Genomic DNA, 17,241 nt, shown 5'->3' on the forward strand with positions numbered 1-17,241 from the left:
CATTGAACCTAAGCTCAAATTACCTTCTCTGCTATTCATCGTTTCTTTGAGGCTTTTATAAAATTCCTCAAGTATATTCTTTTCTATCCAAATTTCAATTGAACCTTTAAATGAATGATCAATGACATCTACTAAAAATGAAATTGATGGATATCTTTCTGTTTCAATGTCAATGAAAGTGAACTGTAAACTAGACCTACGATCTAAAGAAAACAAAATAAAATCAAAATCATTAATGAGCTTTCTTGTGGTCATTAATCATCACTCCCTTATTAATTCCATGCTTCGTCCTTTTGTATAACGTTCATGGATTCACGAAACCTCACTGGCTTTAGGGGTAAGCAACAATTCCCACGGACTTAGAGTACAGGGTTGTCTGCTGATAGTATAATGTTCAGTATAGCAACTATTCTAAATACTGGGAATAAAAATGGAGCCTTCAAGGTTGTTTAACCTCAAAGGCTCCAATCCTTTTGGAGTCATCTATTACTATTACAGCTGCTCATCTCCGTCTACGGACGAGATACAGGTCAGCAGTTCTCGTGCGGGTGTACGAGGACGGGGCTTAGGAATCTTATCCTGATCGAAATAACCAAGATGAAGCGTGCCGATGATTCTCTCGCCTGGCCTCACACCTGTCAGTCTGCAGAAATCGGGATCGAAATTATATTCATTCGTCTTCCACACTACGCCAATTCCCTGCTCCCATGCCAGCAATTGTATGTTCTGAATAAGGGCTGAGCCTGCACCCACAGCGTCTTCCCATTCCCGTTGTCTGGGATCGGCCTCGATAACAACAAGCAGATGAGCTTGAATACGCTCGCAGTAATCGTTCTGTAGCTTCTCTTCCCAGCGCTCCCGCTCGTCCTTGGAGAACGTATGCAGGACCCCATCAGCAAATCGCTTCCTTCCCTCTTCCATAAATAAGATGAATCGCCACGGCTCCTTGCGTGAATGTACCGGTGCCCATACAGCTGCTTCCAACAAATTTACGATCGTTTCTTTTGCCAGCGGTTTTTCATTGAACTGACGAATGGTTCTTCTTTCACGAATTAGCATCTCTATTGCCGATGTTACCATATCGGTTGATCCTCCCGTCGCATTCCCTTATTGGGTGAGCCAATGCACCGCTTCATCGATAATTTTACTTTGTCCGATCGGACCGCCCGGTCCTTGGAACCACAAGCCGTAGTCAACGATATAGACATGGTTGTTTTTAACAGCCTTCAGGCTTTTCCACACTGCAGTTTTCTGCAACTCACTTGTTTCTTCCGGGTCTGATGACAGGAGGAAAATATGGTCCGGATTAATAGATGGCAATGACTCCATGGAGATAATCTGCATCGATTCAGCCGGATCAGGTATAGAAGAAGGTGGAGTAAGGGCGAGATCATCATAAAGAACCTCATAATTTCGTTTACTGTAATACCGCACTTCTTTATCGGATAGCCGTAGAAACATCACTGTCTCATCTCCGATAGCTTGTTTGATCTTCTCACGGGCTTTTGCAGCCTTTTTCTCATATTCTTCAATAACCTGCTTGGCTTGTTCCGTCCTGCCTAACATTTCCCCCATTTTTAGCAAGCTCGTTTTCATACGAATAACGCCTTGCTCATCCTTCACCTTCTCTGCGAGCAAGGTGGGAGCAATTTTACTGAGACTCTCATAGGCATCACCCATGAAGTCCTGACCAATAATAAGATCCGGATCTGTCGCTAATATACTTTCAAAATTCGGATCCACCTGCCAACCCAAATTCATTTTCCCTTCCAATTGATCTGACAGATAGGTAGGAAACCGATCACTGCCTTCTTCATTACTCGATGCAGCCTGGGGTACAATGCCGAGGGCTAGTAAATAGTCCGTAGCGGCAGGGAACAGCGAAATAATATGCTTGGGCTCGCCCTTAATGACAGTTTCTCCCCATGCATGCTTAATCACCCGCTCTTGTACGGCTGGCTGTTCTGTAGATTGTGCAACAGCAGTCGGTTGCGCACTGCCGTTCTGTCCACTCCCGCTTGCTGGCGAAGTATTCTGAGAGGAGGAGCAGGCAGCTAATAATAGCGTAAGGCTGAGAATCAGTAGCATCGTAACGGATTGTCTCGATTTCATGAGCGTGCGTAAGTCTCCTTCTCGTTTATATTGATAATGATTATCATCATCAGTAGGATTATAAGCGCGAAGTTTATGCCTGACAATGGACAATTCTGACCTTCCTATAGTAATATCCTGACTCCCAGGCAGACTGATGCACACCTGTTTGAAACGGCCTGGAGATACCCCTACCTGCTTTTTGAATAAGCGATTGAAATAAATAACATCCGGGATACCTATACCTTCGGCAATTTCCTGCAGGGATGCGTCCGTACGCAACAACAGCTCTTTGGCTTTGTCCATTCGAATCCGGGTTAAATATGTGATTAGACTGCTTCCAGTCTCTTTCTTGAAGATTCTCGACAGATGCCCTGCGCTGCAGTCCAGAAGTTCCGCTAATGGTTCGACCATAATCGGTAAAGCATAGTTTTCATGAAGATAACGAATAGCTTGGGCGACCAGATTGGGCTTGGCAGTTTGAATATCCTGCATACTTAGCTGTCTCATCAATTCGTTAATAAATTGGTAGAATAGCGTTTTCACCTGAAATTTCGCAAACTCATCCGTCAGCCTCCAATATTGGTCTATTTTTTGGACTTTGTCGTATAAGTCGACGGGATCGCTTGGGACAAAAGCATATTGAACATGAAATGGAGCATGTTGCCTTAATATCGTTTGAATCTCACGACTGCCCGACAAAGACAGGTTAGCCCGATAGAGTATTATGTAATATTCGAAGTGATTATCCGTGAGGGAAATATCCAAACATACTCCCTTACCTCCATGCAAGACTTGCATCTTATCAACTGCGTACGTGGTGCCGTCCAGCGTAACTGCCGCACTTCCCCGTATCGTATATAAAAACCCGCTGACAGGCAATCGATAGGCATTGACTTGTTCGCCGGCACGTAACACCCTATGCCGTACATCCCATATTCTGATCGAGGCCAGATTCCAAAGCCTAATATGCTCTTCTAAGTCCATCGCTTCACCTTCCATAAAACTTTATGTATGCTAAAACCAGCAAGAAATGCTTACATTTATACTAATACCCATTCTATCGATAATCATTCTCAACTACAATGGATATCTTACTACTAGCATGGAGTGAACAAACAAAAAACCTCCCCTCACCCCTAAAGGTAAAAGAAGGCGTAAACGCGTCGCTTCTGTAGCACGGCAGCTATATCTTCAGCTCCCCAAGCTTGATCAGCTCGACAACCGCTTGCGAACGGCCTTTGACGTTTAGTTTTTGCATGACGTTGGAGATGTGGTTGCGGACGGTTTTCTCACTGATGAATAACAATCCGGCAATATCCCGTGTGGTTTTGTCCTGCACAAGAAGCTCGAATACTTCGCGCTCACGATGCGTCAAGAGAAATTTGCTGTGATGTTCGTTCCCTTTCAATGGTGTCACCCCTCCTTGCCCTGGGTTTGTTTGGTATAACAAGGTAAAGGGATACAGTCAAAATCATTTTATGTATGGGGGGTGATATTGGTGCGGTGACTGCCTTAAAATGGGCGGCTGCGCCTGCTTGTCCATCAGAAAGCACACCTGTTACATATACCGGTCCGTCACGCCCTTGCGGTCACGCCGGTTTCTCCGGTAATGCTGGTGCAGCTTCAGTATATTTTATGAAATGGATTCCATAGCAAGCTTTATATTCGGAGGGCTGCAAGCGAACAATATGCTAAAATAGAAGAACTATATCTCTTGTCCCAGGAGGCGGTCCGATGGCCAATATCAAAGAAATTGCCCGCATTGCCGGGGTTTCCGTAACGACTGTATCACGCGTGCTGAACAATCATCCTTATGTAAGCAAAGACAAAAGAACAGCCGTGCTGAAAACCATAGAGCAGCTGAATTATACACGCAATATGAACGCTGTTCATCTGATTACAGGCCGCACCGGGGCGGTTGCGGTTATTCTGCCGATGATCAACTCTTTCTATTTCTCGGTGGTGATGGACGGGCTGGCGCAAGCAGCGCTGGTGGCGCAATATCGTCTGATTCTGTGCCAGACCAACTATGTCCCCGAAGAGGAGCTTAAAGTGCTGGATATGCTGCGGAACAAAGAAATTGACGGTGTAGTCATTGTCTCGACCGCATTGAAGCCTGAGAGGATTGAGCCCTACTGTGCTTACGGACCTATTGTAACCTGTCAGAATAGCGGGGAACGCCCGTACTCTTCCGTATATATTGAGCATTATGCCGCATTCCGCCACGGGCTAGATTATCTGCACAGCAAGGGACACCGCAAAATCGGTTATTGTGAAGGCCGGGAGAACGGCAGCAGTGCCTCTATCCGCCAGAGTGCTTTTCAGGATTTTCTTGCGGAAAAAGGGCTGCCCTTCGATCCGGAGTGGATGATCTTCGACTGTGTGCGGGAAGAGGACGGTGCGGAGGTGGCCCGGCGTCTGCTGGATATGCGAAACCGGCCTGAAGCGATGATTATTTCCGGCGATCATGTGGCCGCAGGCCTGATTATTGAAGCCCGCAAGCACGGCCTCAGCATCCCGGAGGAGCTTGCAGTGATGGGGTTCGACAACCAGCCAATCGGACGGCTGCTTGAGATCACAACGATTGACAACCAGCTCTATCAGATGGGTTCGGCGGCCTTCGAAATTGTCCATAAGCATATTCACGGCAGCAGCCTTCCGGTGACCCGCAAACTAGAGTATCGGATTATTGAGCGGTCTACGGTGTAAAGCCAAGGTGTGTACAAGCTTCGGATAAAGATCCGCTTGGGGTGCGCCTGAACAGGATATTCCATTGTACAAACTGCAATGAGTTTCCCAGACCTCAGCTTCTTGTTCACCCCCTTCCTACACACAACATTCTACTCCCCTGTCACTTTCTCCTCACTTCTGCTCTGACATCCCCTAGCAATTATCCGGCTGCTCCTCATGCGCGCGTGATATTTCATGCAGTGACAACACAGTGATATAAATCACATTTTTATATTGACAGCCCTTGCGCAGACACTTATGATAAATCCAGCACTAGTGATAACGATTATCATTTGCATATATAAAAAAGGGGTGTTTTGAGTGAAGTATAGTTATGCGCTTCCCGCCGGCCTGATTGCGGCCTCCATTCTGTTTGCCGGCTGTGGGGACAATGGCAACAATAATAAAGAAAATAACTCCAATAATGAGGCAGCGGCCACAGCTGCTGCAACGAATGCTCCAGCAGTTAATGCCGAAACTTCTGCCGCCGCTGCTGACTTCACCTCTGCCATTGAGCAATACCGTGCCTACGTCATTGAACAAAGCGATGCTTTTGTGAAGCAGACTGAAGGTTTTACCGATGCTGTCAAAGCCGGAAAACTGGATGAAGCCAAAGCGCTGTACGCTCCAGCCCGCATGTATTACGAACGGATCGAGCCGATTGCTGAGGCGCTTGGAGATCTGGACCCGAATATTGATGCCCGTGAGAATGATGTAGATCCGGCTGAATGGCGGGGGTTCCACAAGATTGAACAAGCACTCTGGCAGAATAAGACCACAAACGGAATGGCCGAGGTGGCAGATCAGCTGTTGAAGGACGCCCAGCTGCTGCGCGCCAAGGTCGAAACGGTGGATATTGACGAAAGCCTGCTTGTTACAGGAGCTGTCGAGCTGCTGAACGAGGTGTCCTCCTCCAAGGTAACCGGTGAAGAGGAACGTTACTCCCATACGGACTTGTATGATTTTGTTGCCAACGTGGAAGGTGCGCAGAAGATTTATGAGCTGCTGAAGCCCGAGCTGGCCAAGAAAGATCCGGCACTGGAGAAAACGATCGGAGACAAGTTCACCGCTCTGCTGGCCGAACTGGCTCCTTTTAAATCCGGGGACGGATACGTTTCCTATGAAACTCTTAAAGAAGATGAAGTACGTAAATTAAGCCAGAATCTCGACGCTTTGGCGGAACCCCTCTCCAATATGGGGACCATTCTAGGAGTGTGACCGGCATGAAAAAGAAAGTAAACAACCTGTACGATAACGGGCAGGAAGCCATAGAAGAGGTTAAGAACGGAACCAAGAGTGGACAAATCTTCGATAAAAAACTAAGCCGCCGCGAGATGCTGCGGCTTACCGGAGCCTCCGGCCTTGGACTATTGCTGGGCGGCGGCGGGGTTAGCGGTATATTGGCGGCCAGCGGTGCAGTCCATCCGGCCGCTCCTGCACCGCAAGCCTCCAGTGAGGATATCATCCCGTTCTACGGCAGCCATCAGGCCGGAATTCTGACTCCTGCGCAAAATTTCCTCTGCTTCGCTTCATTTGATCTGACGACTTCCAGCATCGCCGATGTCAAAAAGCTGCTGCAGTCCTGGACCACGGCTGTGGCTGCCTTGACCTCAGGAACCCTGATCGGCAACGCCAATGAAAATCCAAACCTGCCTCCATCCGATACAGGAGAAGCCGACGGGCTCACCCCCTCCAAATGTACGATTACTTTTGGAGTGGGCCCTTCATTCTTCGACGGACGTTACGGACTTGCTTCGAAACGTCCGTCTACCTTCGCCGATCTTCCGGCCTTTGCGGGAGACAGTCTGGATCCGCAGTGGTGCGGCGGCGATCTCTGCGTGCAGGCCTGTGCGGACGATCTGCAGGTGGCGTTCCACGCCATCCGCAACCTGGCCCGCATCGCTAGAGGAACCGCCGTACTCCGCTGGACACAGGAAGGTTTCCAGCGCACTGGCGGTGCCGACCCCAAAGGCGGCACTCCGCGCAATCTGCTTGGCTTCAAGGATGGCACGGGCAACCCCAATGTTACCGATGCGGCCGAAATGCGCGAAGTGGTCTGGTGCGGCAGCGAAAGCCCCGCCTGGATGAACGGCGGCACTTACATGGCCGTGCGCCGGGTGCGGCTGCGCATTGAGGTATGGGACCGTTCCTCGTTAAGTGATCAAGAGGCCACCTTCGGACGCCACCGTAAAAGCGGCGCACCTATCGGAGCTACCGATGAATTCGCCAAGTTGAACCTAGATGCGGCCGATCCTGCCGGGAAGCCGGTCATCCCTTCCGATTCCCACTCGGCACTCGCCCATGGGGACGGCACAGTCAAAATGCTGCGCCGCTCTTATTCTTTTTCCAGCGGCATGGATCTTACCACCGGGCAACTGGATGCGGGTCTGCTGTTCATCAGTTTCCAGAAGGATCTGGTGAAGCAGTTCGTGAGCATTCAGAAGCGCCTCGCCAAAAATGACCGTCTGAACGAATACATGGTACATACCGGCAGCGCGGTATTTGCCTGCCTGCCGGGCGTTCGCGAAGGCGGATACCTCGGAGAAGCCCTGCTGGGCTGAGTACGCGAACAAAAAAAAGATAAACGGGGGTCAATCGCAGTGAAGGATAAGGCATATACAACCATAGAAGAGCACAAACCCGACTTCCGGCTTACCCGGTTAAAATGGAAAGGGGTACTCCCGATGTTGTTGTTGGTACAGAAACTGGTGCAAAAAGTCCCGGGCGGATGGCTGCCGAAACCACGTCAGCGTCTGACTGTACCGGAATCGGGCAGGAAGACGCAGCGCTACGGGCTGCACGCAGCCGTGTTGCTCGGCTGCCTGTGCCTGCTGCTGCTCAGCAGGCCAGCAGCCACAGCCGCGGCGGCGGGCACGCCGCTGGACGAGCTGCTGCCGCCAGGCGGCAGCGCGCTCGTCGAGGCCGGCCAGAGCCGCTGGGACGCGGCCGCCGCCGATGTTGACACGTTCGCTGCGCTGTGGCGCACCGCGAACGCCGGCACGCCGGACCCGGCACTCGCCGGTCCGGCTTCCGCTGTGGACGCCGCGCTCGCAGACGCGGCGGCAGCCCTTGCGGCGGGCGGCGAAACGCCCGCCAAAACCGCGCTGTCCACGCTTGCCAGAAGCGTGGATGCGTATGTGAGCGCCGCCTCCGGCACGGGCGGCGCGGACTCCAGCGCCGCCGGCCGTGAAGCGGCGGCGAAGCTGCTGCCCGCGGCAGAGCGCGTGCGGGAGGCGGCGCGCAGCGGCGACTGGGCTGCGGCCGCGGAAGCGTACCGCGCCGTGGTGAGCGGCTGGAAGCCGGCGGAGCGCGGCATCCGCGCCGATAATCCAGCCGTCTACGGCCTGCTGGAGACGAAGATGAGCCTGCTGCGTATCTCGCTGCAGGCTCAGCCGCTGCGCGAAGAAGCCGCACTGACCGAAGCGGAAGCGCTGTATACGCTGCTAGCCGATTATCGTGAAGGCAAAGCAGTCGATACCGAGAGCGCCTCCGCGGAGCCGGCATCGGTTGAAGCCCTGATCGGCTACCTGAAGCAGGCCTCCGCCGCAGCAACCGCGGGTAACAGCGCACAAGCAGCAGGCATCATGGAGCAGTTCATCACGGCCTGGCCTTCAGCCGAAGGCAAGGTGCAGATTGCGTCGCCCAAGGCCTACGCGAATATTGAAAATGAAAGTGCAGCGGTCACGGGCGATCTTCTCTCCAATCCGCCCAAACTCGATCAGGCGCTTACGGCCATGGATAATATGCTCTCTGAGCTGACACCGCTGGCCGGAGAAACAAGCTATACAGCCTGGGACGCTGCACTGATTCTGCTGCGCGAAGGTCTGGAGGCCATTCTTGTGCTCGCCGCTCTCCTCTCGTACCTCAAGAGGGAAGGTACTCCCGGAACCCGGCGCTGGATCTGGTCCGGGGCCGCAGCCGGACTTGCCGGCAGCATCTTGCTCGCTGTCATCTTAAGTATGACCATCTCCAAAGCGGCTTCCGGCGGAGCACGCGAGCTGATTGAGGGCATTACCGGGCTGTTTGCCGTGGTGATGATGCTCACGATTGGCCGCTGGCTGCACGGCAAGTCCAATACGGCAGCCTGGAACAATTATGTAGGCCATCAGGTAGACGGTGCGCTGGCCCGGGGCAATCTATGGTCCTTGTTCCTGGTAGCGGCTTTGGCCATTTTTCGTGAAGGTGCGGAAACCACTATCTTCTATGTGGGAATGGCTCCTTCCATCGCCGTTTCGCAGCTGTTGCTCGGGATTGGGGGCGCGCTGGCCGTGCTGATCGTCCTGGGTTATGCCATTATCGCCTTAAGTGCAAAATTGCCGATTGCCGCCTTCTTCCGCATAGCCACAGTGCTAATCTACTATTTGGTGTTCCGCTTCCTCGGCGAGAGCATTCATGCCCTTCAGGTAGCAGGCAGTCTTCCTGCACATGCGGAGAACGCCTTGCCTTCCATCGGCTGGCTCGGTTTGTTCCCGACCTGGGAAACCCTGGTGCCACAGCTCCTCATGCTGGTCTTCATTCTCTGGGAGCTGCTGCGCAGGAGAGGAGCAGCCGGCAAGTCACGGACAGCCGAATAGCGGCAAATTGCGGAACTGCCTGGTATAACAACGCGTTTCTTGATTACGAGCCTTCTCAAGTTTACATTCTACAGTGTGATTTATCAGAATCCTATCTACTCTACAACCGCCTCCATAGAGTTAGCATCACGGACTACAAATCCGCTATTGCGCTCTGTGGAGGTTTTTTGCGGTGTTGGTGATCGGACAGCACTTACGGATTTTATGAATAGATGGGCTTGCAGCTCAACAATTCAGATGGTTTCGGTTGGCGATTGCCTTAGTTTCCAGGTAACTTAGGTGGAATTTCTCCATTTCGTTTTGTTCTGTAATCTCCCCGAAGGTATTCAGTTGGAAAAAGTCCACTTATTCACTTCAAAATCACTGAATGACGTGGAAATGGAGGTAATTAAATCTACTTTATCCACCTAATTAATAAAAAATCGGTGAAATCTACAGATTAGTTTTCCTTTTTCCACTTTCTCCAGCGATACCTGCCTTCTCCCCTGTTTTTTCAGCTTCATCCTTAGTAAGCGCTTGCCCAACCTACGCCCGCTACCGGTGAGCGTCGATACCCCCTTTTAGAGAGGGCACACTACTTTAACTTCTTTTTAAATAACTTCTCAGTAACTCCTAAGTAACTACTCTAACTAATCGCCATCGCCACCTACTGGGCACCTACTCGCCACCACCTTGGAGGCCCGATAAAACTCCCTCTTGCATCCTCACTGGTAATGCTTTATTCTATGTATGAAAATAATTTTCTTAAATAGTATTATATTATTAAAAATAATTTCATCACATCTGAAGAAAAGAAGGTGGAGGGATGTCTCCCATCCTGCATGCTCTGGAGCATGAGAAATCCAAGCTGTCACAGATGGAGCGCAAGCTGGCGGAGCGAATTCTAGCCTCTCCGGGAGAAATTGTCCATATGGGGATTACGGAGCTGGCAGAGCAATGCGGCATCAGCCCGGCTACAATTACACGATTTTGCAAGGTTCTGCATTTTAAGGGGTTTCCGGATTTCAAGGTTAAGCTGGCGGCGGAAATTGCCCACAGCGATAACTCCCCTCAGGATGGCGGGTCCTCTTATCAGGATATTGTAGCAGGCAATCCGCTTTCTGTGATTGTCGAAGCGATGCAGGCCAATCATTTGGCTTCCATCCGGGATACTACATCACTGCTTAATCTGGAGCGGCTGCAGAGTGCAATTGATCTGTTATGCCAGGCCCGGCGGGTAGATCTGTACGGGATGGCCACCTCTTCAATTGTGGCCCAGGATTTCTACCAGAAGCTGATTCGCATCGGCGTGAATTGCACTGCCTTTTCCGATTCCCATATGCAGATTACATCCGCTTCTTCGCTCAAGGAAGGCGATGTGGCATTCGCCATCTCTTATTCCGGGGAAACCCCGGAGACGATTGACGCCTTAAGCTGTGCCTCAGCCAGCGGTGCAGCCACGATCTCGCTGACCTCCTACGGCAGTAGTTCACTGGCTACTTTGGCCGATATCCCGTTGTTCTCTTCCTCACTGGAGCAAGGCATGCGGCGGGGAGATATGGCTTCGCGGATCGCACAGCTGCATATTATCGATATTTTGTTCACCGGAATGGTTAGCACACGCTTTGGAGATTTTATTCCCAAGCTGGAGCAGTCTTACCTGAATGTCCAACATTACCGTCATAAACGGGGAGGTCAATCCTAATGAATATTTTGAAATTTAAAACTGATGAAGACTTTGCACAGACCGGAGCCAACCTGATTGTCAGCCTGCTGCAGAGCAACCCCAAAGCCGTACTGGGCCTCGCTACCGGAAGTTCACCGGTCGGAGTATACACCAAGCTGGTTGAAATGCATACAAAAGGAATCGTCAGCTTTGCCAAAGCTTCGTCTTATAATCTGGATGAATACGTAGGTTTGCCTGGAGATCATCCGCAGAGCTACCGCAGCTTCATGAACGGACATCTGTTCAGTCATATTGATATCGACCTGGCCAAAACACATGTGCCGAATGGCAACGCCCCTGACCTGGATGCAGAATGCCTCGCTTATGATAAGCTGCTTGAGGATGGCGGTCCGGTGGACCTGCAGATTCTGGGTATCGGAAGCAATGGCCATATCGGCTTCAATGAACCGGATGCCAGTCTCACCAGCGGCACACATGTCGTTGATCTGCTGCCGGAGACCCTGGAAGCCAATGCCCGCTTCTTTGACAGCCGGGAAGATGTTCCACGGCAGGCGGTTACGATGGGTATCGGCGGCATTCTTAAGGCACGGCAAATTGTACTTTTGGTTCGCGGCGAAGAGAAAGCAGAAGCGGTGAAGAATGCGCTGGAGGGTCCGATTACCACACAGTGCCCGGCTTCCCTGCTCCAGAGCCATCCCAATGTCGTTGTACTGCTGGATGAAGGTGCGGCAAAATGGCTGAAATAACATCCACCACAGGCCAGTTGCTCTTCGGAAAAGTTCTGACACCTGCAGGAATCATCCAGGAGGGTGTGATCGCTGTATCAGAGGAAGCCATTCATTATGTCGGCGAAGCGGCTTGGCTGCCGGAGGCTTATGCCGGGTGGCCCGCCGGAAACGCGGAAACCCGTGGCGGCCTGCTGATTCCCGGATTTGTAGATGTGCATGTTCACGGGGGAGCCGGCTTTGACTTCATGTATGCCGATGCTGAATCCCTGGAGACCATTACACGGTTTCACGCTTCGCAGGGAACCACCACCATGCTGGCGACAACGATGACCGCAGACAAAAAGGATATTGACCGGGCGCTCTCGGAAGTACACGCATTCCGCTCTGCCCCGATGCCCTTTGCCCAATTGGCCGGGGTCCATCTGGAAGGCCCGTTTATTAGTCCCAAGTGGTCTGGTGCGCAGAATCCGGACCACATCGTTCCAGCCAATATTGAATGGATGGAGCAGTGGGAAGCCTTATATCCGGGATTAATCCGGCAGGTGACACTCGCACCTGAAGGAGAAGGCGCACTTGCGGCAATTACATGGCTGCGCAAACATGGGATAATTGCCGCACTGGGACATACGAATGCCTCCTATGAAGAGGTGATCGCTGCCGCCGATGCAGGACTAAATCAGGCGGTGCATATGTTCAATGCGATGACCCCGCTTCACCACCGCAAGCCGGGTGCAGCAGGCGCCATTATGTTTGACGCGCGGATTCGCGCAGAGATTATTGCCGATGGCATTCACGTGCATCCAGCAGCAATCGCTGTGCTGTCCCGTCTTAAGAATGCTGGTAATCTGCTGCTGATTACAGATTCCATGTCGGCGACCGGACTAAGCGATGGTGAATACACTATTGGCGATCTTCCCGTTCTGGTCCGTGACGGCGTTGCCAGATTGAAGGAGAATCCGGATGCCCTAGCTGGCAGCACGTTAACAATGATCCGAGGGTTCCGCTATCTGGTGGAGGAGGTCGGTCTGACTCTGGAAGAAGCCTCCAGAGCAGCAAGTCTTACACCCGCAGAGGCCATCGGTATGCAGCGGACCATCGGTACGCTTGAAGCCGGTAAACGCGGCGATATCCTGCTGCTGGATGAAGCGCTGAACCTGCGCGGAGTCTGGATAAAGGGCCGTAAAATGAACGATATATCCTGAATTCAGAAACGCAGCCCAACCCGGAATTAAGCTGGACCGGAGGGGGCTGCGTTTTTTTTGAGCGTATGGGATAACGACTGGAATAATACAACCTTCCCTAGGAATACTAAGGAAAATCCGTTTAGGCTTTGCTTAAGTTAATAACCGCTGCGCGTCGGGAAGATTCGTCCAACCATTGTACTGAATTCGTGGGCAAATCCCCTCAGCGGATGTCCTGCACGGAATTCCTGAGCGTAGAAGTTTGTCCGTTCCACAAAGTCAGGGTTTGCAGATACGTAGACTTTGTCGATATTTTGATCATATCTTCTGACCTCGGCGGCTATTTTATCCTTCAGTTCCCGGGTCATAGTATCGTTAGCAAGGGTGCCGGTGTTATGGGTTCCATTGGTGCTGTAAGGAGTAATCGTCCGGGTGCCCGCTGCAGTACCCATGCTTCTGTCGATATCATTTCTTAGGACCCGGCCATCGGTCATGTTGCTCCGGGACATTACGCCGTTACCCCCATTCCCTGCATAACCCCCTGGGTTGGCTGTTCCTGTCCCCCCCACAGTTCCTGTGCCGGTAGACAGAGTTCCCGACATGCCATTGATTGAACCGCCTACCCCTGTCATTCCAGGTACACCGGTTCTAGAACCTCTCATGCCGGGGGTGCCATTCATGCCAGCGGTGCCGCTCAACCCGTTGTTACCGGTCATGCCGTTTGCACCGTTCATACCGGTGGTACCCGTAGTTGTGCGGCCTGAAGTTCTTCCGCTGCCGGCAATCATTCCCGTTGGCCCCCCGATCCCCGTTACATTGTTGCCGTAGCTTTTGGCATGAACGCCACCTGAGGCTTCATCCAGAGTTACTGCGACATATGCGCTTTTTCCTGCTACAACTACATTGGCGGAACGGACCTCAGGCATGGCCGCAATACGGTCTGCCAGTTCTCTGCTCATCTCCATTTTATCGAAGGCATTCACCTTCATGGAGTTGACACCCAGCCGTCCGTCATGGATTCCGCGTACACTTTTGGTTTGCACATTCTTGTCACTTGCGGTGTTATTGGTACCACAGCCTGTGATGCTTACCACGCCCAGCAGCAGCGCAGCGGAAACCGACATGCTGATCTTCGATCGCAACATGAATTCATCCTCCATCTCTTGTTATATATGCAGCGTAACAATCATTAGGATAGCCCTCATCAGGTCAGGCTATCCTGAAAGGATTTGGCATGGCGCCCTTTGATCGTCACCTGTAAGGGAAGTCCGGCGTATCTTATAAACAGCAGGCCCTGCTTTTGCGAAGGGCGCCGGTGTTTCTCCGCAAGGTAAAGTCAGGGAGGGATGAGCTTGAAGGTTTTATTTACATTTTATGTCCCCAGCGGGGGTGTCGAGACTCTGAACAGGCTGCGGTGCGAGAGTCTTCAGCGCAGCGGCATTGAGTGTCATGTGCTGTACCTGATGCCGGGGTCAAGCAGTCAGAGCACGGCTGACTTTCCTGTATTTATCGCTTCAACGGATACAGATATTAAGGGTGTGCTCGACACCCATAACTATGACGCAATTATTGTAACTTCGGATTATCTGCTGCTGGAGCGTCTGCGCCGTCTGGGGTACAGCCGTATTCTGATTTACGAATCCCAAGGCCTGGGAACTAAAACCGAAGCAAAACTCATGGTCACGGAGGCTGTTCCTTTTTTACGTAATTATTGTAATGCTGTATTGATTCCGCCCACTGACCATCTGCTGGAGCTGTTCATTTCGATCTGTCCCTGGCTGCAGCGTTACGTCATTCCCAATATTGTGGATGTCCAGTCCTTCCGGCACATTCCCGGTGAAGCGCCTTGTGATCCGGTGATTGCCTGGGTCGGGCGTCTGGAGACCAACAAGAACTGGAGTGAATACCTGAAGGTTGCCCATGTTATCCGCCGCAGCAAACCCAATCTGCATCTCTGGATGTTCCATGATCCGGACCTTGCGACCGCAGAGCAGAAGCATCTGTTCCAGACGGAACTTCATGCCCTGGAACTCAATGACCGCCTGAATGTATTCACCAATATCCCCAATCATCTGATGCCAGTATATTACTCCTCCATAGCCGCTTCCGGCGGGTTTCTGTTATCCTCTTCCATCACTGAGGGCTTTGGATACGCTGTTGCCGAGGCCGTCTGCTGTACCTGTCCGGTGCTAAGCACGGATTCTGACGGGGTGCGGTCCTTTATCATCCATAATGTAACGGGGAAATTTTATCCGCTTGGCAATGTGGAAGCTGCCGTTAACGAAGGACTGGAGCTCATGGATAATCTGCCCCTTCGCAGCTTCATCCGCGAGCAGGGACGCCTCCATATGATCTCCCGTTTCGGTTCCGAGAAATACGCCCAGTCCTTTCGCGAGATGATGAATTCCTTCGCCATTTTTTAGCACATAAAGAACCCTCAATCCCACATAACCACGTGGAGTTGAAGGTTCTTTGTATATATATAAACCCGGTTCACCCATGCCTGGATAAAAGTTCAAATAGCTCTGACTGGAAAATTTGCATGCTTCTCTCCCAGGTGAACCGCAATGAACCTGTCTCTCCTTTTTTGGCCAGACGTTCACGCTGTTCCTTATCCCGGATGAGTGTGACAACATCTTCAGCCAGCCGGTTCTCATACCGGTAGGACATCAGACAGTTGGATCTATGAACGCAGTATTCAAGGTTGCCTCCGGAATACACTGTCACGAGTGCCGCCCCGCAGCGCATAGCTTCAAGACCAGGAAGTGAGCCGCTGTCATAGGTGCTGGAGCTGACGAAAATATTACTTTCATTATAGTGGTAACGCAGCTCTTCATCATTCGAAGGCGTACGCAGACGGTAGTGACCATCTGCAAACAGAGACTGCAGCCATGAAGATTCCGCATATTCACCAGGTGGTGTGATCAGATCGATCTCAACCTCCGGATGCTGCCCTTTGATCAAATCCAGCTGCTGCAGCAGATAACCCTGGTCCCGGTGCCCCGAGAAGCCTCCCTCCGGCTTGCGTACAATGGCAGTCACCACAAGCTTGCTGCTCGCTTCACGGATATGCATATTATAAAAGTCGGAGCTGAGGCCAATCGGTACAATCCGCCCTTTAATCCCATGATTCATATGGACAATCCCCTGTTGCCAGCGTGAGAGCACCAGCAGATTCGGAGAAAGGTGATACGAGGCAAAGGATTCGTTGTTATCCGGAAGAAACGTCGGCTCATAGCAGAGCGCCAAACGGATGTGCACCCCTTTTCCCAGTTCACTCGCCCGCTGTGCAACGGATACCGTCTTGTAGTAATTGGAGACAATCACATCGCCTGCGGGAAAATCATCCTCTGAAATCAAGTCGGCTCCCGCAAAGAGAATCGGACATTTCATCTGATACTCCACAATCCCGCTGGACGGCATCACAATAGTCACTTCATGTCCTATTTCAGCAAGACGGTTGGCCAGCTCCACGAGCATCCGCTGTGCGCCTCCCCTGGACAGCGTCAGAATGGGGAAGGTAATTCTCATCTCCTTCTCTCCTTTCTGAGCAGCCTTGACAGATTACTGTAGTGCATTTCCTGTACCTGCTTAATCTCCCGATTCTGCGCCTCGCTGTGGATGACGGAGCCCATTTCCTGGTGCACCCGGTAATCCAGCAGAGGTTCTGTGATATAAGACCATTCATAATGGGGCAGAATCCGGAGCCAGAGATCATAGTCCTGGGTATACAGCAGCTTCTCATTAAAAAGCCCAACCTTTTTGAAAATGTTCATATTCATCATGACGGAGCTGCCATTAACCGGACAGCCCTTCATTAGGGTTGTGACAAGCTCGGCCCTGCTATAAAAAGGTACACTTATAATACCGGAAAAGCGCTCTCCGAGTTCATTGATGTAATAATAAGCCGTATGGTTAAAGGAGGTGTGTGAATTACGCATAACCTCCATCTGCCGGCTGATTTTATCGGGATGAAAGCAGTCATCAGCACTTAACCAGGCAAAATATGCCCCGCTGGCAGCCCGGATCCCCAAATTAAGAGCTGAAGCCGTGCCGCCGTTAGGTTTATGGAGCACCTTCATCCGGTCTCCGTAAGGAATTAGCTTCTCCGTATGGAGGGTTGACCCGTCATCCACAACGATCAGCTCAATATCCGGATAGCTCTGGGCAAGCACGCTTTCTATGGCAATATGGATATATGGACAATTGTAAAATGGGATAACCACTGAAACCTTGGTTCCATGATTCATGCGCTCACCCCCTTTCCG

The 17,241-nt window shown here is 51.6% G+C and carries 16 protein-coding genes; 9 read left to right on the forward strand and 7 right to left on the reverse strand.

Annotated elements, in window-relative coordinates; translation table 11 throughout:
• From A3842_RS24005 to A3842_RS24020, 4 genes are all read right to left on the reverse strand, one after another.
• Positions 1-255 (reverse strand): hypothetical protein (locus tag A3842_RS24005; protein ID WP_218618698.1); only part of this gene is annotated, 255 nt, incomplete at its 3' end.
• A 237-nt stretch (positions 256-492) separates the two neighbouring features.
• Positions 493-1,080 carry a nitroreductase family protein gene (locus A3842_RS24010; protein WP_074102979.1) on the reverse strand — a complete coding sequence of 196 codons (588 nt, stop codon included), beginning with the start codon at positions 1,078-1,080 and terminating at the stop codon, positions 493-495.
• 27 nt (positions 1,081-1,107) lie between these two features.
• Complete coding sequence (locus tag A3842_RS24015; RefSeq protein WP_074102980.1) at positions 1,108-3,078, reverse strand: AraC family transcriptional regulator; 1,971 nt, start codon at positions 3,076-3,078, stop codon at positions 1,108-1,110.
• 199 nt (positions 3,079-3,277) lie between these two features.
• On the reverse strand, positions 3,278-3,502 hold the full coding sequence (locus tag A3842_RS24020; protein WP_019908812.1) for a helix-turn-helix domain-containing protein: 225 nt from the start codon (positions 3,500-3,502) through the stop codon (positions 3,278-3,280).
• Positions 3,503-3,828: 326 nt separating this feature from the next.
• Between A3842_RS24020 and A3842_RS24025 the strand changes: the two genes are divergently transcribed.
• The 8 genes from A3842_RS24025 to nagA all read left to right on the forward strand — a co-directional run bounded on the left by A3842_RS24025 (position 3,829) and on the right by nagA (position 12,994).
• Positions 3,829-4,803: a LacI family DNA-binding transcriptional regulator gene (locus A3842_RS24025; RefSeq protein WP_074102981.1), complete on the forward strand. Its 975-nt coding sequence runs from the start codon at positions 3,829-3,831 to the stop codon at positions 4,801-4,803.
• Between the two features lie 342 nt (positions 4,804-5,145).
• Positions 5,146-6,042: an iron uptake system protein EfeO gene (gene efeO, locus A3842_RS24030; RefSeq protein WP_074102982.1), complete on the forward strand. Its 897-nt coding sequence runs from the start codon at positions 5,146-5,148 to the stop codon at positions 6,040-6,042.
• Between the two features lie 5 nt (positions 6,043-6,047).
• Positions 6,048-7,385, forward strand: a complete 1,338-nt coding sequence (efeB, locus tag A3842_RS24035) for an iron uptake transporter deferrochelatase/peroxidase subunit (RefSeq protein ID WP_074102983.1) — start codon at positions 6,048-6,050, stop codon at positions 7,383-7,385.
• A gap of 104 nt (positions 7,386-7,489) precedes the next feature.
• On the forward strand, positions 7,490-7,786 hold the full coding sequence (locus tag A3842_RS33465; RefSeq protein WP_256701842.1) for a hypothetical protein: 297 nt from the start codon (positions 7,490-7,492) through the stop codon (positions 7,784-7,786).
• A 73-nt stretch (positions 7,787-7,859) separates the two neighbouring features.
• A complete protein-coding gene (locus tag A3842_RS24040; RefSeq protein WP_256701843.1) occupies positions 7,860-9,398 on the forward strand; it encodes an FTR1 family iron permease in 1,539 nt (512 codons plus the stop codon).
• Positions 9,399-10,203: 805 nt separating this feature from the next.
• On the forward strand, positions 10,204-11,082 hold the full coding sequence (locus A3842_RS24045) for a MurR/RpiR family transcriptional regulator (RefSeq protein ID WP_074084114.1): 879 nt from the start codon (positions 10,204-10,206) through the stop codon (positions 11,080-11,082).
• Positions 11,082-11,810 carry a glucosamine-6-phosphate deaminase gene (gene nagB, locus A3842_RS24050; protein WP_074103061.1) on the forward strand — a complete coding sequence of 243 codons (729 nt, stop codon included), beginning with the start codon at positions 11,082-11,084 and terminating at the stop codon, positions 11,808-11,810. Before A3842_RS24045 ends, nagB begins: the two co-directional genes overlap by 1 nt.
• Positions 11,798-12,994 (forward strand): N-acetylglucosamine-6-phosphate deacetylase, encoded by a 1,197-nt coding sequence (gene nagA, locus A3842_RS24055; RefSeq protein ID WP_074102984.1) that lies wholly within the window; start codon positions 11,798-11,800, stop codon positions 12,992-12,994. The genes nagB and nagA overlap by 13 nt, the downstream gene beginning before the upstream one ends.
• A 137-nt stretch (positions 12,995-13,131) precedes the next feature.
• Here nagA and A3842_RS24060 read toward each other — a convergent pair whose 3' ends face one another.
• A complete protein-coding gene (locus A3842_RS24060) occupies positions 13,132-14,118 on the reverse strand; it encodes a YhcN/YlaJ family sporulation lipoprotein (RefSeq protein ID WP_074102985.1) in 987 nt (328 codons plus the stop codon).
• A gap of 201 nt (positions 14,119-14,319) precedes the next feature.
• On the opposite strand from A3842_RS24060, the gene A3842_RS24065 reads away from it, so the two are divergent.
• Positions 14,320-15,396 (forward strand): glycosyltransferase family 4 protein, encoded by a 1,077-nt coding sequence (locus A3842_RS24065; RefSeq protein WP_074102986.1) that lies wholly within the window; start codon positions 14,320-14,322, stop codon positions 15,394-15,396.
• A gap of 70 nt (positions 15,397-15,466) precedes the next feature.
• On the opposite strand, the gene A3842_RS24070 is transcribed toward A3842_RS24065, so the two are convergent.
• Positions 15,467-16,504 carry a glycosyltransferase family 4 protein gene (locus A3842_RS24070; protein WP_074102987.1) on the reverse strand — a complete coding sequence of 346 codons (1,038 nt, stop codon included), beginning with the start codon at positions 16,502-16,504 and terminating at the stop codon, positions 15,467-15,469.
• Positions 16,501-17,223 carry a glycosyltransferase family 2 protein gene (locus A3842_RS24075; protein ID WP_074102988.1) on the reverse strand — a complete coding sequence of 241 codons (723 nt, stop codon included), beginning with the start codon at positions 17,221-17,223 and terminating at the stop codon, positions 16,501-16,503. Before A3842_RS24075 ends, A3842_RS24070 begins: the two co-directional genes overlap by 4 nt.
• Between the last annotated feature and the right edge of the window lie 18 nt (positions 17,224-17,241).

This window comes from Paenibacillus sp. P3E (assembly GCF_001909045.1).
In the GTDB taxonomy this organism is placed as follows: domain Bacteria; phylum Bacillota; class Bacilli; order Paenibacillales; family Paenibacillaceae; genus Paenibacillus_AQ; species Paenibacillus_AQ helianthi.